The 17,290-nt window shown below is 56.9% G+C and carries 14 protein-coding genes; all 14 read right to left on the reverse strand.

Features of this window, described 5'->3' with window-relative positions; all coding sequences use genetic code 11:
- Nucleotides 1–7 precede the first annotated feature (7 nt).
- Complete coding sequence (gene cmk / locus D1841_RS04110) at nt 8–691, reverse strand: (d)CMP kinase (RefSeq protein ID WP_160642181.1); 684 nt, start codon at nt 689–691, stop codon at nt 8–10.
- The gene (locus D1841_RS04115) at nt 673–1,278 is read right to left on the reverse strand and encodes a GNAT family N-acetyltransferase (RefSeq protein ID WP_160642180.1); all 606 of its coding nucleotides are present in this window, start codon (nt 1,276–1,278) and stop codon (nt 673–675) included. Before D1841_RS04115 ends, cmk begins: the two co-directional genes overlap by 19 nt.
- On the reverse strand, nt 1,275–1,682 hold the full coding sequence (locus tag D1841_RS04120) for a hypothetical protein (RefSeq protein WP_160642179.1): 408 nt from the start codon (nt 1,680–1,682) through the stop codon (nt 1,275–1,277). The genes D1841_RS04115 and D1841_RS04120 overlap by 4 nt, the downstream gene beginning before the upstream one ends.
- Nucleotides 1,683–1,719: 37 nt before the next feature.
- Nucleotides 1,720–2,967: an NAD(P)/FAD-dependent oxidoreductase gene (locus tag D1841_RS04125; RefSeq protein ID WP_347563942.1), complete on the reverse strand. Its 1,248-nt coding sequence runs from the start codon at nt 2,965–2,967 to the stop codon at nt 1,720–1,722.
- Entirely contained in the window at nt 2,964–3,836 is an 873-nt protein-coding gene (locus tag D1841_RS04130) for a MurR/RpiR family transcriptional regulator (protein ID WP_160642178.1), read from the reverse strand. Before D1841_RS04130 ends, D1841_RS04125 begins: the two co-directional genes overlap by 4 nt.
- A gap of 306 nt (nt 3,837–4,142) precedes the next feature.
- Complete coding sequence (locus D1841_RS04135; RefSeq protein WP_160642177.1) at nt 4,143–6,332, reverse strand: alpha-galactosidase; 2,190 nt, start codon at nt 6,330–6,332, stop codon at nt 4,143–4,145.
- A 272-nt stretch (nt 6,333–6,604) separates the two neighbouring features.
- A complete protein-coding gene (gene gluQRS, locus D1841_RS04140; protein WP_160642176.1) occupies nt 6,605–7,570 on the reverse strand; it encodes a tRNA glutamyl-Q(34) synthetase GluQRS in 966 nt (321 codons plus the stop codon).
- On the reverse strand, nt 7,571–8,845 hold the full coding sequence (locus D1841_RS04145; RefSeq protein WP_160642175.1) for a competence/damage-inducible protein A: 1,275 nt from the start codon (nt 8,843–8,845) through the stop codon (nt 7,571–7,573).
- A gap of 144 nt (nt 8,846–8,989) precedes the next feature.
- Nucleotides 8,990–9,406: a hypothetical protein gene (locus tag D1841_RS04150; protein WP_160642174.1), complete on the reverse strand. Its 417-nt coding sequence runs from the start codon at nt 9,404–9,406 to the stop codon at nt 8,990–8,992.
- 193 nt (nt 9,407–9,599) lie between these two features.
- Complete coding sequence (tsf, locus tag D1841_RS04155; protein ID WP_160642173.1) at nt 9,600–10,526, reverse strand: translation elongation factor Ts; 927 nt, start codon at nt 10,524–10,526, stop codon at nt 9,600–9,602.
- A gap of 134 nt (nt 10,527–10,660) precedes the next feature.
- Nucleotides 10,661–11,410 (reverse strand): 30S ribosomal protein S2, encoded by a 750-nt coding sequence (gene rpsB / locus D1841_RS04160; protein WP_160642172.1) that lies wholly within the window; start codon nt 11,408–11,410, stop codon nt 10,661–10,663.
- 236 nt (nt 11,411–11,646) lie between these two features.
- A complete protein-coding gene (locus tag D1841_RS04165) occupies nt 11,647–12,264 on the reverse strand; it encodes an AAA family ATPase (RefSeq protein ID WP_160642171.1) in 618 nt (205 codons plus the stop codon).
- A gap of 452 nt (nt 12,265–12,716) precedes the next feature.
- Complete coding sequence (locus tag D1841_RS04170; RefSeq protein WP_160642170.1) at nt 12,717–15,008, reverse strand: S-layer homology domain-containing protein; 2,292 nt, start codon at nt 15,006–15,008, stop codon at nt 12,717–12,719.
- Between the two features lie 156 nt (nt 15,009–15,164).
- On the reverse strand, nt 15,165–17,069 hold the full coding sequence (locus tag D1841_RS04175; RefSeq protein WP_160642169.1) for a glycoside hydrolase family 13 protein: 1,905 nt from the start codon (nt 17,067–17,069) through the stop codon (nt 15,165–15,167).
- Between the last annotated feature and the right edge of the window lie 221 nt (nt 17,070–17,290).

Raw genomic sequence — 17,290 nt, forward strand, 5'->3', positions numbered from 1 at the left:
CCTCCTTTTATCCGTTTTCCTGTTCCTGCCCCATGCGCGCCCGCACTAGGGAGACAAGCTTCTCTACAGATTCCTGGAAGCTTATGCCGCTGGTGTCCAGCAGCACAGAATCCGCCGCAGGCTTTAAGGGCGCCGTTTCCCGGGTGGAATCCTGAAAGTCCCGCTGGCGTATGTCCTGGAGGATTGCCGCAAAGTCTGCCGCCTGCCCGCCTTCCTCCATCTGCCGCACCCGCCGCCTGGCCCGCTCCTCTGGGGAAGCGGTGAGGAATACTTTCAGGGGTGCATGGGGCAGCACCACAGTGCCGATGTCCCTGCCGTCCATAAGCACGTTGTGCTCTTTTGCAAGGCCGCGCTGCAGCCCCAGCAAAAAAACCCGCACCGCCGGGACAGCCGCCACAGCAGAGGCTCCCATGGAAACCTCCGGCGTGCGGATGCGCCCCGTCACGTCCTCCCCGTTACAAAATACCTTCTGTCCCTCCGGGGCATAGGCCAGCCGGATGTCCAGCCCCGGCAGGGCGGCCTCTGCCGCCGCTGAATCGCCGGGATTTTGGCCTTTTTCCAGCAGGTGCAGGGCGATGGTGCGGTACAGCGCCCCTGTGTCCACATAAACAAAGCCCAGCTCCTTTGCCGCCGCTTTCGCCACACTGGACTTCCCAGCCCCGGCAGGGCCATCTATCGCAACTGCAAACATAGGCTGAAACCCTCCTTCTTCCGCGATGCCTGTTTATCCCGCCCGGCTTCATATTCCTCCCGCAGCAGGCGATATTCCACCCGAGACTTCATTTTCCCGTCGTGCCACTCCCAATCGGGCCTGCAGGCCTCCTGTATCATGCCGCATTTCTGCATAATGCGCTCTGATCCGCAGTTCTCCGCCAGGCACCCTGTGTTCATGCGGTAAACGCCGTCCTTCTGGAACGCGAAGTCCAGCACAGCCCCAAATGCCTCGCTGCCGTAGCCCTGCCCCCAGAATTCCGGCAGGTAAAAATATCCCGCATGGCATATTTTCCCCACAGGCGTGCGCGCTATCACCGTGTAGCCCGCGCTGCCAATCTGGGTGCCGTCCTTTAGCTCCACCCGCAGGAAATAGAACCTGCGCTCCGGAGAGGCCGCGTCCGCCAGCACCCGGGCAAAATCTTCACAGGCTTCCTCCCGGCTGTGAACCATGATGTCCTGCAGATAATACATGGTTCTGCTGTGGGTTTTTAAAAAGAAATAAGCTTCCCCGTCAGCCGGGGTGTAATCCCGCAAAACCAGCCGCTTTGTTTCCAAGCGTATCATGTGCGCTTCCTCCCTTCCAGAAAAGCATCTATCCGCCTGATGTCTGCCCAGTCTTTCTCCCGGCCCAAAGCTTCTTTCTGTTTCCGGATGCTCAGAAGGCTTGCCGCCGGCAGGCCTTCAACCTGTATCACTTCGTCTGTCTCCCAGTTTTCCAGCACCTCTATCTGCCCGCTGTAGGCAAATATCCTGGTATTCCCTAAGGGGCTGCGGCGGAAAGCCACGCCCTGTGCCTCCAAGCGATCAGCCAGTTCTGTTGTGCAGACAAGGTCGATATCCCGCGTCTGCTCCTTTACGCCGTACAGCACCAGCGCCGCCCCAGAGGCAAGCCAGCAATCCTCCCCCAGAAAGGGCGCGCCCTTTAAAATTTCCAGGATATCTTCCCTGCCCAGCATGCCTTTTTCCATACGTTCTCCCTCCTTGGGTTTCTTCCGCGCCCCCCGCCTAAGCGTGCAGCCCTGCCAGCCGCCCGGTGGCAAAGGCTATCTGGAGGTTGAAGCCCCCGGTGGGGGCGTCGCAGTCCAGCATTTCCCCGGCAATAAACAGCCCCCTGCACAGCTTTGACTCCATGGAGCGGGGATCGATCTCCTTAAGGTTTACGCCTCCTGCTGTTACAATGGCCTCGGCAAGGGGCCGGGTACCTTGTATCTCCAGGGTGAAATCCTTCAAAAGCCTGCCTAATCCCCGGCGCTGCTCTTTCGTAACAGAATGGCAGCGGGTGTCAGGCCCAATGCCGCTGCGCTCTATGACAACGGGAATAAGCTTTTGGGGCAGGAGGCTGTCTAAAGCGTTTGCGTATATGCGGTTTTTCTGCCCCTCCAGCTCCCGGAGCAGCCGGGCATCCAACTGGGCCTCGTCCAGGGCTGGCTTTAAGTCGATGTGTACCGTATATTTCCCCGGCTCCATGGGCCGCATATAGGCAGAGGCGCTTAGGACAGTCGGCCCGGAAAGGCCGAAGTGGGTGAACAGCAGCTCGCCAAAATCCTCATATACCGGCTTCTTTTTCCCTTTTTCCGTCACCCGCAGGCCGCAGTTTCGCAGGGAAAGGCCCATCAGGCGGCTGCACCACTGCCCTTTTTCCACCAAAGGCACCAGGGAAGGCCCTATGGGCATAATGGTGTGCCCGGCAGCTTCTGCCAGCTTATAGCCTGTGCCGTCAGAGCCTGTGCCAGGATAGGAAGCGCCGCCGCAGGCCAGCACCAGGCTGTTGCAGGCATACCGCCTGCCCTGCCCTGTTTCCACGCCTGCGGCGCGGCCCTCAGACAGCACCAGCCCTATAGCCTCCTCCTGGAGCACCTGCACCCCCTGGCTTTCGCAGAAGCGGGCCAGGGCCTCCGCAATGTCGTGGGCGCTGTCCGACTGGGGGAACACCCTGCGGCCCCGCTCTGTTTTCAAGGGCACGCCCAGGCCCTCAAAAAAAGCCATTACATCCTGGGGGCCGAACTGGGCCATGGCCCCCCGCAGGAACTTTGCCCCCCGCACAGCGGCGGCAGCGGCTTCCTCCGGAGCGCAGTTATTTGTCACGTTGCAGCGGCCCTTGCCGGTAATACGCAGCTTGCGCCCCATCTGCCTGTTTTTTTCAAACAGCGCCACCCGCTTTCCCTGGCCGCCGCACATCCCGGCGGCCATCATCCCCGCAGGCCCGCCGCCTACCACAATTGCGTCAAACTCTCCCTTCATGCCTTTGCTCACGTGTTTTTCTCATCCACCTTTTCATAAACTCCATACTCGTCCCAAATAGATTCAATGCTCCGCAGCGTGTCCGCCACCTCCTGGTGCTTGCGGATAGCCACTGCCACAACCAGGGCGTTGATAATACTTTGGGGGCCTACCAGGGAGTCCACAAAGGAAACCATATCGCTCCTTGCCAGCAGCAGGTGGGCAGCATGTTCCGCTAAGGGGGACAGGGGGCTGTCCGTAATAGCCACAGTGACCATGTGCCGGTCAGAGGCATAGCGCAGGGTTTTTGCCGCCTTTTTTGAATACCGGGGGAAGCTGATGGCAATCACCGCGTCCCCCTCCCCGGCCCGGATAATCTGTTGTAAAATAGTGGCCTCGCTGGTGGCCTCTACCAGATGCACTGTGTCGAAAATCAGCCGCAGATAGTGGGCCAGGAAGGAAGCCAGGGCAAAGGAACTGCCCGCCCCCAGCACATAAACTTTCCTGGCCTTTGCCAGGGCGTCTGCGGCCCGGTTAAAGGCTTCCCGGTCAATATTCTCCCGGGTGCGCTTTAAAATGTCAATATCCTGTTCCAGCACCGCGTCCAGAAGCTTGTCCGGCCCTATGTTCTGGCTGGTCATTTCCAGGCGCTGGACGCTGGTGAGCTTGCTGCGTATCATCTCCTGCATGGCCTGCTGCAGGGCCGGGTATCCGGCATAGCCTATTTCTGTGGCAAAGCGCACCACAGTGGACTCGCTTACCCCCACTGTGGCCCCCAAGCGGGACGCCGTCATAAACGCCACCTTGTCCGGGTGCTCCTGGATATACCGGGCAATGGCCCGCTGGCCTTTGGAAAAAACCGCACTCTTGCTGCGGATCCTTTCAGAAAGCTGACTGTTCATAGTCCCTCCCATTTTGCAAAAAAGAAAATTTCCTCTTCATGCTTCATTCTAAGGCTTTATCCTGCAAAAAGCAAGAGGATTTCCGCCAAATTCTGCTCTGCAAAGGATTTTTTTGCAAGCTGCCCAGCCTGTTTGCCCAGGCGCGCCTGCTGGCGCTCTGGGGGCCTCCAACGCCTCCGGCGGCTTAAGGGGGTTTTTTGAGGAAAAATCCCCTTAAGAATCCCCAAAACCTTTGCGTATCGGCAACGCGGTTAAAAGGCGGCAAAAACGGGAGGGCTGCGCCCTCCCGCCTTTTGTTGTGCAGTTTTAAGGCTGTGCGGTAAAGTGCTTCACCACGCAGGTGCCGTCTCCCAAGTCGGCCCACTGCCGGGCAGAGAGGTCAAGGCCTGCCTGCATCAGCACGCCACCGGCATACACCTCTCCGGTTTCCTCGTCTTTATAGAGCCTGTCCGGGTCAAGGCCTTGCAGGCGCTGCACCTGGTATACCTTGCCCGGCCTGCGCATAATCACCCGGGTGTACAGTGCCTCGCTCTTGTCAGGGCTTACGAACATCCAGTCGCAGAAATGGGGGTTCTCTGTGGGGGTGTTCAGGCGGTACAGGTCGCCGTAATGGGTGAGGTTGTAATACTTGTGATAGTCTGCCACCTGCGCCCGCACAGCTTCCTTTTCCTCCTCTGTGAGAAGCCGGGGATCCAACTCATAGCCAAAGGTGCCCCACATGGCCACTGCCGCCCGGGTGTTGATGTCTGTGCGGAGATTTGCGGAAACATGGGCGCCCATGGAGGAGGCGGGATAGCACAGGGAGGCCCCGAACTGGATGGAAAGCCTCTCGATGGCGTCTGTGTTGTCGCTGGCCCAGATCTGGGGGGAATAGTACAACATGCCGGGGTCGAACCGGCCGCCTCCAGAGGAGCAGTTCTCCAGCAGGATGTGGGGGAAGGCGGTGGTAATCCTGTCCATCAGGTCGTATACCCCCAGCACGTAGCGGTGGAAAAACTCCCCCTGGCGCTCCGGGGGCAGGGACAGGCTGGCGGCCTCGCTGATATGCCGGTTGCAGTCCCATTTGATGTATTCGATGTTGTTCTGGGAAATAACATCATACATCTGCTGGAAAATGTTGTCCCGCACGTCTTTGCGGGTCATGTCCAGCACACACTGGTGGCGGGAAAGGGACTTCTCCCGGCCCGGGGCGCACACAGCCCAGTCCGGATGGGCGCGGTACAGGTCGCTGTCCGGGTTTATCATCTCCGGCTCATACCAGATGCCAAAGGACACACCCAGGTCGTTTACCCGCTTAATAAGGCTTTGCAGGCCCCCTTTAAGCTTCTCCTCGTTTACCTGCCAGTCTCCCAAAGCCCGGAAATCGTCGTGCCTGTCCCCAAACCAGCCGTCATCCATCACCAGCATCTCAATGCCCAGATCTTTCGCTGCTTTGGCAAATTCTACCAGCTTCTCGTCGTCAAAGTCAAAGAAAGCCGCTTCCCAGCTATTGATCAGCAGCGGACGCTTTTTCTTGGCCCAGGCGCTGCGCATCAGGTGCTCTATATAGAACTTATGGAAGGTGCGGCTCATGCCTCCAAGGCCCTCATTGGAATATGCCAGCACTGCCTCCGGGGTGGTGAAAATTTCCCCCGGCTCCAGGCGCCAGCGGAAGTCCGCGGGGTTTATGCCTGCAAGCACCCGGGTGGCGCCCCGGTCATCCACCTCCATATCAATGGCAAAGTTGCCGCTGTATATCAGGTTCAGGCCGTACACCTCGCCTGACTCCTCCCCTGCGCCCTGGGTCGCCAGCGCCATAAAGGGGTTGTGGTTGGGGCCTGTCATGCCGCGCTTGGACTGTATCCCCTGCAGGCCATGCTGCAAGGGGTGGCGCACCGCGGTATTCTCCTTGGCCCAGCGGCCGTGAAGGTGTATGCAGTCAAAGCCCATGCCCGGCAGCTCCAGGCAGGCGCTGTAAGCCCGCTCTAGATCTACAGGGGCCTGCCCCCTGTTTTCCAGGCGGGCGCTGCGGGTTATCACGTCAAAGTCCGCGAAAACTGTGTACAGCAGGAAGGCGCGCACCCCTGTCACTTTATCTGTAAGCTCAATTTCCAGGGTCTGGGCCTTGCCCTCTTCCCCAAAGGCGGCAGGCAGGCCGGAAAGGCCGGGCTTGCCGGGGAGAATCCGGTGGGACACATAGTGCATGTCCGTCACTGTATCCCCCTTTTCCCCCCGCACAGAAAGGGCGGAGATGCGGAAATCTCCGGCCCCGTTGCAGGGGAACTCCAAGGGGGCGATGTCCAGGGAGAAATACGGATCATCCACGTAGGGGTTCTGGGGGCTTAGGGAATCGTACACCCCTCTAAAGGCATTTTTTTCCAGGCCCTGCAGGGAGGAAAGCTTTTTCCCGTAATACAGGTGGACTAAATACCCCCCTTCGTTTATTTGGAACGCATAGGTGGAGTTTTTAGAATCTAACTGGAACAGGCGGGATTCTTCGTGAAATTTGATTTGCATAAACAGCGCCCCTTTCATAAGGCAGGTTTTTGAGTGGAGTTTCTGTACTTTATGGATAATGGCTTAAGGCCGTGGGACGCTGTCCCACACTCTGCAAATCCTTTTGAAAAAGGATTTGATTCTAAAACTTACTTTTATACATGTAAGAGGCTTCGGCTTTGAAAGGAACGCTCGAAGCGCGGAACTAAAAAACAATTGCAAAAAAGTGATTTTAGGGTCAAACCATTCCCAAAGGGAATGGTTCCCTTTCTTTAAAAAGGAGTTCCACGACCCTACGGCCTTTCAAATAACCCTGCTGGCAGGCGGATATCCTCTTTCGGCACCTTGTCCCAGGAGAAAAGAGGAAGCAGCTCCTGGGGGGAGGCAGGCCGGGGAACCGGCAGCAGCCCGGCGCAGCAGGCCAGGCGGCCTGTGATGTCCCTGGGGGAAAAGCCTTTTTCCAGCAGGGCCGAAAGGCTTATGTCCCCGTCCCGCTTGGAAAGCCGGCGGCCGTCCGGGGCCAGCAGCAGGGGGGTGTGGAAATACGCCGGAGGCGTAAAGCCCAGCAGTTCATAGAGGTATAGCTGCCGGGGGGTGGAGGAAAGGAGATCCCGCCCACGCACCACCTGGGTAACCCCCATGGCGGCATCGTCCGCCACCACTGCAAGCTGGTACGCAAACACTCCGTCAGAGCGGCGGAGGATAAAGTCCCCGCACTCTTTTTGCAGGTTCTGCCGGATTTCCCCATAGTGCCCGTCCTGAAAGGCAATCTCCCTGTCCGGCACCACCAGGCGCAGGGCAGGAGGGCGCTTTTCAGCAAGCTTCTCTGCTTCCTCTGGGGAAACCTGCCGGCATTTTCCGCTGTACATCAGTTCTCCGTCAGAGGCGTGGGGGGCGCTGGCAGCGTGCAGTTCTGCCCGGGAGCAGAAGCAGGGATATAGAAGCCCTTTGCATTGGAGCTTTTGCAGCAGGCCTTCATAGTAGGCTGTGCGCTGGCTTTGGCAGTATGGCCCCGGCTCTCCCGCCGCCAGGCCCCCTTCGTCCCAGGTAAGGCCCAAAAGGAGCAAGTCCTTCAAAAGCTGCCGGGTGTAGGCTGGCTTTGCCCGTTCCACGTCCAAGTCCTCTATGCGCAGGATAACCCGCCCCCCGTCCTTCCGGGCGGAGAGCCAGGCAAGCAGCGCGCACAAAAGATTTCCCAGGTGCATCCTGCCGCTGGGGGTGGGAGCAAAACGGCCCACCGTTTCTTTCTGGCTGCCCATTTATTTCTGCTTTGTATTGGCGTAATCCGCCACAACCGGCATACCGCAAAGATACCGCCTCACCATGTCCAGGGCCTGGGAGGCCGCGCAGTGCCGGTGCCATTCCCTGCTCTTAGTGCGGCCGATGGGGCTGCGCTTTGTCACCCAGGTGTCTTTGCCATCGGAGAGGGCAATATAAATCAGGCCCACCGGCTTATCGGCTGTGCCCCCCTCCGGTCCGGCAATGCCTGTAATGCCAACCCCCAGGTCGCTGCCCGAGGCCTTTACAATGCCCTCTGCCATGGCCCGGGCCGTTTCCTCGCTGACAGCGCCATGGCGCTCCAAAATGTCATGGGGAACGCCTAAAAGGGCTTCTTTGGCGGCGTTTGCGTAGGTGACGCAGCCCATGTCGAACACAGTGGAGGAGCCGGGGATATCTGTCAGACGCTTAGAAAGCAGCCCCCCTGTGCAGGATTCGGCGCAGGCAAGCTTTTTCCCCTGCTTTAATAGCTCCTGCACCACCAGCTCCTCCAGGGATCCGATGTCCAGGCTGTACACAAAATCCCCCAGCCGCCGCCTGATTTCAGAAATCAAAGGCTGGCACATTTCATCTGCCGTTTTAGCGTCAGGCGCCTTGGCGGTCACCCGCAAAAGGCACTCCCCCTCCTTAGCATAAGGGGCCAGGGTGGGATTTTCCCCGTCCATTAAATCGTCCATCATCTGGGCCACAGGGGCCTCCCCCCGGCCGTAAATATGGATGTTGTGGGAGACAATCACCGACTCCTGGCCTTTAGCCAGATAGGGTACGGCATAGTTATGGAGCATGGGGGCAAGCTCGGAGGGCGGCCCTGGCAACATAATGATGGTGCAGCCGTTTTCTGCCTGGAAGGCGCAGCCAGGGGCAGTGCCGTTGTCATTTTGCAGTACAGTACAGCCCTCAGGCAGCCAAGCTTGCTTTGCTTGGTTCTCGCTGACATGCTTTTCATTAAAATAATTTTCAATTCTGCGCAGGCTCTCCTCATGGAGGGCAAGCTTCTTTCCGGCTGCCGCCGCGGTAGTCTCCTTTGTCAGATCGTCGGTGGTAGGCCCCAGGCCCCCTGTCATAATAAGCAGATCGCTGCGGGAGATGGCAGTCTCCACAGCGTAGCGCAGGCGGTCTGCGTTGTCCCCCACCACCGCGGAGTACAGCAGGTTGATGCCCAGGCCCGACAGCGCCTGGGCCACAATGGCGGCGTCTGTGTTTACCACCTGGCCCAGCAGCAGCTCAGTGCCAACAGAAATAATTTCAGCGTTCATGTGTATTCCTCCTTTTTGCAGGCCCTGCCCTGCACCCGCTTAAGGAACTTTTTTGGAAAAAAATTTCCTTAAGAACCTTCAAAAAACTTTGCCTGTGCGGCCTCCGCTGTCATGGGTGTGAAATTCCAGTCCATAACGCCTCCTTTATGGGTTCACCTTGTCTAAGCCCCCATGAATGACGGTGGGGGAAAAGGCGCTGATTTCATCATACAGCAGGCCTTTCGGAATATCGTTCCAGAGATAGATTTTTTTGCCCTCCATAAAGGCTTCATACAGCTCCAGGAAGGTGGAGCCGCCAATATAGTTTTCCTGGCCGTTTTTGTCGAAGTTCAGGGCCAGCACCGCGTCCATCTGCCGCACCCGTTCCCGGCTGCGGCGGAACAACTCGCTTTTCATGCGGCTGTGCTCCCCCGGCCCCTTGGCATACCACTGGCTTTCCGCCTCGGGCCTGTCGTGGGTGAAAGGGATATAGACCTCCCAGCCTAATTCCTCCAGCCGCGCCTTGGCAGACGCAAGCTGGGAATAAAAAGCCTTGCTGCAAATGAGAAATATTTTTTTCATGGCTTTCTCCCTTTCCTTGAAAAAACGGCGCGGCCCAAAAGCCACGCCGTTCCCAAATCCAACCTATAAATCCAGCAAAACCGGAAACGCGTCCGGCACGCGATGGCTCGCGTAAACGTGGCACACAGTGACCGGCGAAAGATGCCCATCTATGCGCCCCGCGTCTTGGGCGCAAAGCGTTTTGTCACGCTGCCTATTTTACCATGCTGGCGATTTCTTCGGCGAAGTTGTCCTCGCGCTTCTCCAGGCCCTCGCCCTTCTCAAAGCGGGTGAACCCGGCAATCTTGATTTCGCCGCCCAGCTCCTTGGCAACGCCGTCCACATACTGCTTCACGCTCATGCTGCCGTCCTGCACATAGGCCTGGTCAACAAGGCAGATTTCCTTGAAGAACTTGGCGATCCGGCCCTTTACGATGTTCTCCAGCACATTGGCAGGCTTGTTCTTGTTCTTCTCGTCCTCAGCAAGCTGCTGCTTGAGGATTTCCTTCTCCTTCTCCACCCGCTCGGCAGGCACAGAAGCCTCATCCAGATACTCGGGGTTGAGAGCGGCAATCTGCATAGCCACATTGTGGGCGCAGGTCTTAAAGGCGTCGTTTGCGGCGATTTCATCGCTGGTTTCAAACTTCACGATAACGCCGATACGGCCCCCGGCGTGTACATAAGAGGTGACAACGCCCTCAAAACGGTCGAAGCGGCGCACCTTGATGTTCTCCCCAATGGTGAGGATCTTTTCCTTCAGCAGGGCGTCCACCGTCAGCTCGCTGCCCTCGGCCTTGCACTGGAGCAGGGCCTCTACGTCAGCGGGGTTCTGATGGATGATGGTGTCAGCACAAAACTTCACAAAGGCCTGGAACTCGGCGTTTTTGGCAACGAAGTCGGTTTCGGCGTTGACCTCCACCACCACAGCCACCTTGCCGCAGTCGCTGACAGCCGCATAGGCTACGCCCTCGGCGGCAATGCGCCCGGCCTTCTTTACGGAAGCGGCAAGGCCCTTCTCCCGCAGCAGGTCAATGGCTTTGTCCATGTTGCCCTCAGCTTCTGTGAGAGCCTTTTTGCAGTCCATCATGCCGCACCCGGTCTTCTCCCGCAGGGCGGCAACGTCTTTAGCAGTAAAATTCATTCTATAATCTCCGTCCTTTCTTCAAACTTCCAGCCAGAGGCTTTGCCTCCACGCAAGGAGGGCCATTCTTCCCTTCCCCGCGTTTTGGCAGGCGAACTATCTATAACATATATGCGTGGGAAATTACTTTGGAATTATTCCCCGGCCTCAGGGGCGGGAGCCTCTTCCTCAGCGGCTTCTTCCCGGGCAGCAGCGCCCATCTGGCCCTCGCGGCCCTCGATGACAGCGTCTGCCATGGCGCCGGCAATCAGCTTGACAGCGCGGATGGCGTCGTCATTGCCAGGGATAACATAGTCGATTTCGTCAGGATCGCAGTTGGTGTCCACAATGGCCACAATGGGGATGTGCAGCTTCTTGGCTTCTGCCACAGCAATGCGCTCCTTGCGGGGATCCACAATGAACAGGGCGCCAGGGAAAGCTTTCATCTCCTTGATGCCGCCCAGGAACTTCTCCAGCTTCTCAATTTCAAGCTGCAGCTTGCTGACTTCCTTCTTGGGAAGCAGATCAAAGGTGCCGTCCTCTTCCATCTTGCGAAGCTGGGCAAGGCGCTGGATGCGGGTGCGGATGGTGGTGAAGTTTGTGAGCATGCCGCCCAGCCACCGGGCGTTTACATAGTATGCGCCTGCGCGGGTGGCTTCTTCCCGGACAGAGTCCTGGGCCTGCTTCTTGGTGCCCACAAACAGGATGTTCTTGCCCTCGGTGGCCAGATCCCGGACAAAATTGTAGGCTTCCTCCAGCTTGCGCACAGTTTTCTGCAGGTCAATAATGTAGATACCGTTGCGCTCCGTGAAAATGTAGGGAGCCATTTTGGGGTTCCACCGGCGGGTCTGGTGGCCGAAGTGAACGCCGGCCTCCAAAAGCTGCTTCATAGATACAACTGCCATGTTACAAATACCTCCTTGGTTTTTTCCGCCGCCGCAGGGGCTTTTTTGGGGCAGACCCGGGGCAAACCCGGGCACCAATCCAAGCCTGCGGCGTGTGTTTTGCTGTAACCGCTTTATTTTACCACAGCCCCCCTGAAAAAATCAAGGGTTTTCACAGGTTTTCCCTAATAAAAAGAAGAGCCGGGAAAAACCCGGCCCTTCCAAGGGTTCGCATATGCGTTAAAAATCGCAGGGCTTTACTTCGCCAACTGCTTCACTGCCACCTCCAGCAGATCCACACACTGTTCCACTGTGAAGCGGGAGGTGTCCAGCACCATGTCATAGTTTTGCAGGTCGTCCCAGCGCTTGTTGGAATAGAAATTGTAATAGTTGGCACGCTGCTTATCCTTCTTGGTGACAAAATCCGGGGCACGCTTGGCCTCGCAGTCCCCCAGCTCCACCGCCCGCCTGACCCGGTAGGCCTTGTCGGCGTGGATAAAGACATTCAGGCAGTTTTCATGCTCCCGGAGGATGTAGTCCGCGCAGCGGCCCACCACCACGCAGGGGCCTTCTGCCGCCGCCTTTTTGATGATATCCGACTGAATGATAAACAGCTTGTCATTGATGGGCATCTCGTTTACACCGGGAATTCTAGCCCCAAAGGCATAGCTGCCCATAACCATGGAATACAGCAGGCTGCTGGTGGCCTTTTCGTCCGCGTCGGCAAAAACCTCCTCGGAAAGGCCGCTCTGCTTTGCCGCCATGGCAATCAGGGCTTTGTCGTAAAAGGGGATTTCCAGGCGCTTTGCCAGCATCTCTCCCACATCGCGCCCGTCGCTTCCGTATTGGCGCGCAATCGTAATAACCGGTAACATACAATTCCTCCTTATCTGAAAAAAGCTTCTAAACCACCCACAGCTCCCGGCAGGGTTTCTCTGGCTGCCCCGTGCCGATTTCTGTGTTTTTCGCACGAATTATCTGGATTTATAAGAGAATTTCTATAAATTTCCTCTATATTTATGATACACGCTTTCTGCTGAAAAGTCAAGCCGCCCCTTCCGTTTTAGACAGGAATATTTTTTCCATCAGGCGAAAAATATCCGCCAGCCAAAAGGGCGGCTGGCGGGCAAATGGGGTTAGAGCGTGTTCACATAAGTTGAATATGCAGATTTTCGAGGGGATTTTGTGGGATTCAAGGCAGGAACCGCAAGAAAGGCGAACGTTTGAAAAACGTTTTCGCATCTTCGAGGATTCCTAACACAGAATCCCATGAAATAACCCGAAAAGATGCGTGTGATTGCTTTATGTGAACATGCTCTAGGGCTTCTTATACCTCCGGCGGGGTTTCCTCTGGCTTTGCCGGGGGCGGGGCCACGTTGGTGCGGTAACGCATGAGTATCACTGCCACCTGCGCCCGCAGGGCTTTGGCATTGGGGGAGAGGGTGGTGCTGCCAGTGCCTTGAATCAGTTTTTCCGCGCAGGCCCACTGGAGGGCGCGGTATCCTGCGGGGCTGGTATACTTGGCGTCCACAAAGCGATCCAAGCTGGCGGCCTTGTTGACGTTTACCGCATTGTAGCGGGAATAGTTATAGAAAATGATGGCAAGCTGTTCCCGGGTCAGGGCATCGTTTGGCCCAAAGCGCCCGTTGCCATAGCCCTGTACAATATGCTCGGAATTTGCCCAGCGGATAGCGTCGTAATAATATTCATCCTCGTCCACATCTGTAAAGGGGTTGGTGCTCCACACCTTAGGCTCCCCTTCCATGCGGTAGAGGATGGTCACCATCATGCCCCGGGTTATGTTGCTGGTGGGAGAGAAAAGGGTGTTTGTGGTGCCCTTCATCAAGCCTTCGTTGTACACATATTTTACGGCAGTGACATACCAGGCATACTCGCTTACATCACTGAAGGGGTTTTCATCCTTATCCGAAAGGGAGGTGACAATGAGCTTGCCGGACACGTACTTGATGGCGGGGTTGTAGTGATCCATATCCGGCACCATGGCCCCGTCTATCAGGATTTCAAACTCCCCGTCGCTGATGGAATCCGCCACAGTGGCATATTTCATGGTGGGAGGGAATTTCAGCTCGTCCCCCTCCGCAAGCCCGGTAACCGTATAGTCCACGTCCAGCACAGGCCGGCTTAAATCCGGCACCGGATCGTCCACTTTGATTTTGCGCTCCATGGCAGTGACGGTGACAATGGCCTTTGTAATGGTGAACTGGCTGGTCCAGCTTCCGGTGAAGTCCCCGTCCGCCTCGGGAATGCTGAGGGTAACTGTATAGTCCCCAGGCTCTGTAGGCGGCTCCTCCGTAGGCCCGTAATCTGTACCGTGAATGCCTTCATAGGAGTGATCCAGTTCAGAAGCTTCATACTTGGGCATTTCTGTCCCGGCAGTTCCCTCTGTTTGGGAATATTGGGGCATCCCCGCATACCCCAGCAGGGGCGTGCCGTCATAGGGCGGGGAAACCGGCTCCAGGCCTGTGATGGTAATACCGGTTTTGTCATCGCTGTACACCTGCAGCGTGAGTGAAAAGTCGTTGAAATTTTCAGACTCAATTAACAGGATGATTTTAGCAACCCTGTTTCTGCCGTCGTGGTTTGCTTCAGAAATTTCCAGCGTGAGTTCATTCTTGGTGATATCAATATTAATCTTACCCTCATCCTGGGGCTTATTGCTCCCGCTGAAAAACGCGTTGGCAAAAACTTCAACTATTTGAATGGCGGGGGTTATTGTGCCATACTCCTGTCCGGAGGGCAGGGCGGGCAGCAGCTCTTCCAGGGCATATCTATATATGTGGGCGCGTCTGTTGCGCACTGTAAGCGTAGGGCTGGCACTGGAAACAGGGGCGGAAGCTTTTGTAATTTCTGCCGGAACCTCTGCGCTTCCGGATTTCAGCGTATAGTTTCCTTTAGCGTCCCCTGTTATGTTAATATTCATACCCAAAAGGGTACGTGCTCCCACCTTGGAAGAATCAAAGCTGAAAGTGCCTATAAAGGAAACGAGGTCATAATCATTCGGACAAATACCGCTCGCCTGTAAATCAAAAGGAGAGTCTCCTTCTGGTTCATACGCAGACGTGCCATCGTAAGGCTTTTTAATGCCAGTGCGCAACGTGGGGGCAACTTCTTTCTGCTTAATGTCAAAAACAAGCTCAGCTTCATGCTTCCCGCTTGCCAAACGGCTTTCGAGGGTGGAACTGGTGTCAGGCGTTGGATCCGGATCCGGCGCTGTCACCGTGACGGTTACGCGCAGGGTATAACTTCCCACATCCTTGGGCGCAGACACAGAACTGGCGCTTGAACCCGGATTTCTGCCGACATACCACTTTTTATCTATATCAACATGAATCTCCTCGTCTGTAGGAGCGGCAAAATCCCCTTCTGCCGTCTTAAAAATCAGGTTTTCCTGCTGCACGTCAACAGGTTCTGCTGAGTATATCTTGTGGCCCATGTCTGCCTTGTAGGAAAGTGTAAAATCTACTCCTGTAATTTCCGCTATTTTTTCCTTGGGCAGAGGAGTAGTCGGATCGGAACCATCCGCCGCGAAAGCCCCTATAGGGCACAGGGACAGGCACAGGGCCAGCGCGGTGATGATACTGAGCAATCGTTTTTTCATAGCGCATCCTCCTGAAGCAATTCATTTGTTGCGCCCCCGTTTCGATGAGGGAACAGGCTTTTGCAGCCACGGGGGGGATTTTCATTGAACTAATTATACACCCTTCCAGTGGAAAAGTCTACCGGAAGGGTGTCAGAAAAGGCTGGAAAATCCTGCCTATTCCTCCTGGGCAAGAGGTTCTTCCCGGGGCGGGGGAAGGAGCCGGGAAAACCGCATCACAGATCCGCTATAGGGCAGCACTACCTGCACCGTACCCAGGTGGCTTCCCAGCACAGGAACCGCCCCTGTGAAATCCAGCCCCAGGCCTTTAATGCTCTGGGGCCTGCCGCTGCGGTTTGCCACCAGCAGCAGGCTTTCCCGGGTGGTTTCTGTGAAAATATACCGCTCGAAAACCAGCAGATTGTTCTCGGCCCGAAGGGTGCGGTAAGCCCCCTGGGCCAGGATGTCCTTGTGGGCAAGGCGCATACGACCCAGGCCCTTATACCATTCTATCAGGTCTTTGTCCTCCCTGCCCCAGGGGAAGCAAGCGCGGCAGAAGGGATCCCGATACCCTTCTGCGCCGGCCTCGTCCCCATAATAGATGCAGGGCACCCCAGGCAGCAGGTACTGTATCAGGGAGGCAAGCCGCAGCCGCTGGAGGGCCAGGGTGCGCTGTTCCTCTGTCAAGCGCTGGGCTGCCTGCCACTCCCGTCCCCGGCCCCCGGCAGGCTCGCCCCCCAACATGGTGAGGATACGCTCGGTGTCGTGGGTGCCCAGATGGTTCATCAGCAGGTGCAGGCACTGGGGCGGGTAATTCTCCACAATATTCTCTACAATCTCTTTAAATTCCCGGGGATCCGCTCCCAGCATGAAGCCCAGAACCGCGTCCCGGAAGGGGTAGTTCATCACTGTGTCAAGCTGCCCCCCTAAAAGATACCGCCTGCGCACGCCATAGGCAGATTTATTGGAAGCGTCCTCCCACACCTCCCCCAGCACCAAGGCATCCTCTTTTTCCTCTTTGGCCGCGGCGGCGAGCCTGTCTAAAAACAGGTCGGGCAGTTCGTCGGCTACGTCCAACCGCCAGCCCGAAGCCCCGGCCCGAAGCCACTTGGGCACAATGCCGCCAGGGCCGTTGATATAGGCGTTAAAGCTTTCGTTTGTCTCCTGCACATTTGGCAGGGTGTTGAAGTTCCACCAGCAGTCGTAACCGTCGGGCCATTTGTAGAAGGAATACCAGGGGGCATAGGGGGAATCCTGGGACTGGTACGCACCCTCTGTGCCATAGCGGCCGGACTTGTTGAAATACAGGCTGTCGCTGCCTGTATGGCTGAACACCCCGTCCAGAATAATCCGGATGCCCTGCTCTTTGGCCCTTTGGCACAGCTCTTTAAAATCCTCCTCTGTGCCCAGGAGGGGATCGATTTTCGAGTAATCCGCCGTATCGTACCGGTGGTTGGAGTGGGACTCGAAAATAGGGTTCAGATACAGGCAGGTGACGCCCAGCTCTTTCAAGTAGGGCAGGGCGTCCTGTATGCCCCGCAAATCCCCGCCGAAAAAGTCGGAATTGGTAACCTCCCCCTGCTCGTTGGGCCGCCATTCCGGCTGCTCGTGCCAGTCCATATGGAAGCTGCGGCCATAGGGGATTTCCCCCTTGGGGCTGCCCGAACGGGCAAAGCGGTCGGGGAGAATCTGGTACATAATGCCCCCCAAAAGCCAGGAAGGCGTGGTGAAGCGGTGGTCGTATACCGTCATCTGCCACTGGTTGGTGCCACCGAACACCCCTGTGCCGCCCTCGCCCCGGTAGATGGTCAGGATGCCCCGGCAGGTATGGATTTCAAAGTGGTAAAAGTACAGCCCCGGCTTTTCGGGGGTAAACTCGCACTCCCACCACTCCCGGTTCTCGCCGTTCATCCCGCACCAGAACATGTCCCAAACCAGGGCTTCCCCACCTTCTGGCTGTATAACCAGGTGGGCCGAGGTACAGCTTAAGGGACGATCCAGGGTAATGCGGAAATGCACCCCCTGCCCGTCGGCTACGGCCCCTGTAGGATTGCGGTATTTACGGCTTCTGGAATTGAACATGCTTGTTATCTCTCCTTTAAGGCTTTGGGGGCGTTGCCCCCAAACCCCCACAACCCCTTTTGAAAAAGGGGTTGATCCTAAAACTAAGATACCTTATTGTCTTGTGGAAAGCAGGCCCTTCTCTATATATAGACAGTATATGCTTCCCTAAAGCAGGTCAGCCCCGCCCAAAGTGAAGGTTTTGGGGGTTCTTAGGGGGAGTTTTCCTTAAAAACTCCCCC

The sequence above is a fragment of the Neglectibacter sp. X4 genome (assembly GCF_009917365.1).
Classification (GTDB): Bacteria; Bacillota; Clostridia; order Oscillospirales; family Acutalibacteraceae; genus Acutalibacter.

Excerpts from the sequence above, each read along its gene's own strand:
- cmk (WP_160642181.1), bottom strand. The coding sequence starts at position 691 with ATGTTTGCAGTTGCGATAGATGGCCCTGCCGGGGCTGGGAAGTCCAGT.
- D1841_RS04115 (WP_160642180.1), bottom strand. The coding sequence starts at position 1,278 with ATGATACGCTTGGAAACAAAGCGGCTGGTTTTGCGGGATTACACCCCG.
- D1841_RS04120 (WP_160642179.1), bottom strand. The coding sequence starts at position 1,682 with ATGGAAAAAGGCATGCTGGGCAGGGAAGATATCCTGGAAATTTTAAAG.
- D1841_RS04130 (WP_160642178.1), bottom strand. The coding sequence starts at position 3,836 with ATGAACAGTCAGCTTTCTGAAAGGATCCGCAGCAAGAGTGCGGTTTTT.
- D1841_RS04135 (WP_160642177.1), bottom strand. The coding sequence starts at position 6,332 with ATGCAAATCAAATTTCACGAAGAATCCCGCCTGTTCCAGTTAGATTCT.
- gluQRS (WP_160642176.1), bottom strand. The coding sequence starts at position 7,570 with ATGGGCAGCCAGAAAGAAACGGTGGGCCGTTTTGCTCCCACCCCCAGC.
- D1841_RS04145 (WP_160642175.1), bottom strand. The coding sequence starts at position 8,845 with ATGAACGCTGAAATTATTTCTGTTGGCACTGAGCTGCTGCTGGGCCAG.
- D1841_RS04150 (WP_160642174.1), bottom strand. The coding sequence starts at position 9,406 with ATGAAAAAAATATTTCTCATTTGCAGCAAGGCTTTTTATTCCCAGCTT.
- tsf (WP_160642173.1), bottom strand. The coding sequence starts at position 10,526 with ATGAATTTTACTGCTAAAGACGTTGCCGCCCTGCGGGAGAAGACCGGG.
- rpsB (WP_160642172.1), bottom strand. The coding sequence starts at position 11,410 with ATGGCAGTTGTATCTATGAAGCAGCTTTTGGAGGCCGGCGTTCACTTC.
- D1841_RS04165 (WP_160642171.1), bottom strand. The coding sequence starts at position 12,264 with ATGTTACCGGTTATTACGATTGCGCGCCAATACGGAAGCGACGGGCGC.
- D1841_RS04170 (WP_160642170.1), bottom strand. The coding sequence starts at position 15,008 with ATGAAAAAACGATTGCTCAGTATCATCACCGCGCTGGCCCTGTGCCTG.
- D1841_RS04175 (WP_160642169.1), bottom strand. The coding sequence starts at position 17,069 with ATGTTCAATTCCAGAAGCCGTAAATACCGCAATCCTACAGGGGCCGTA.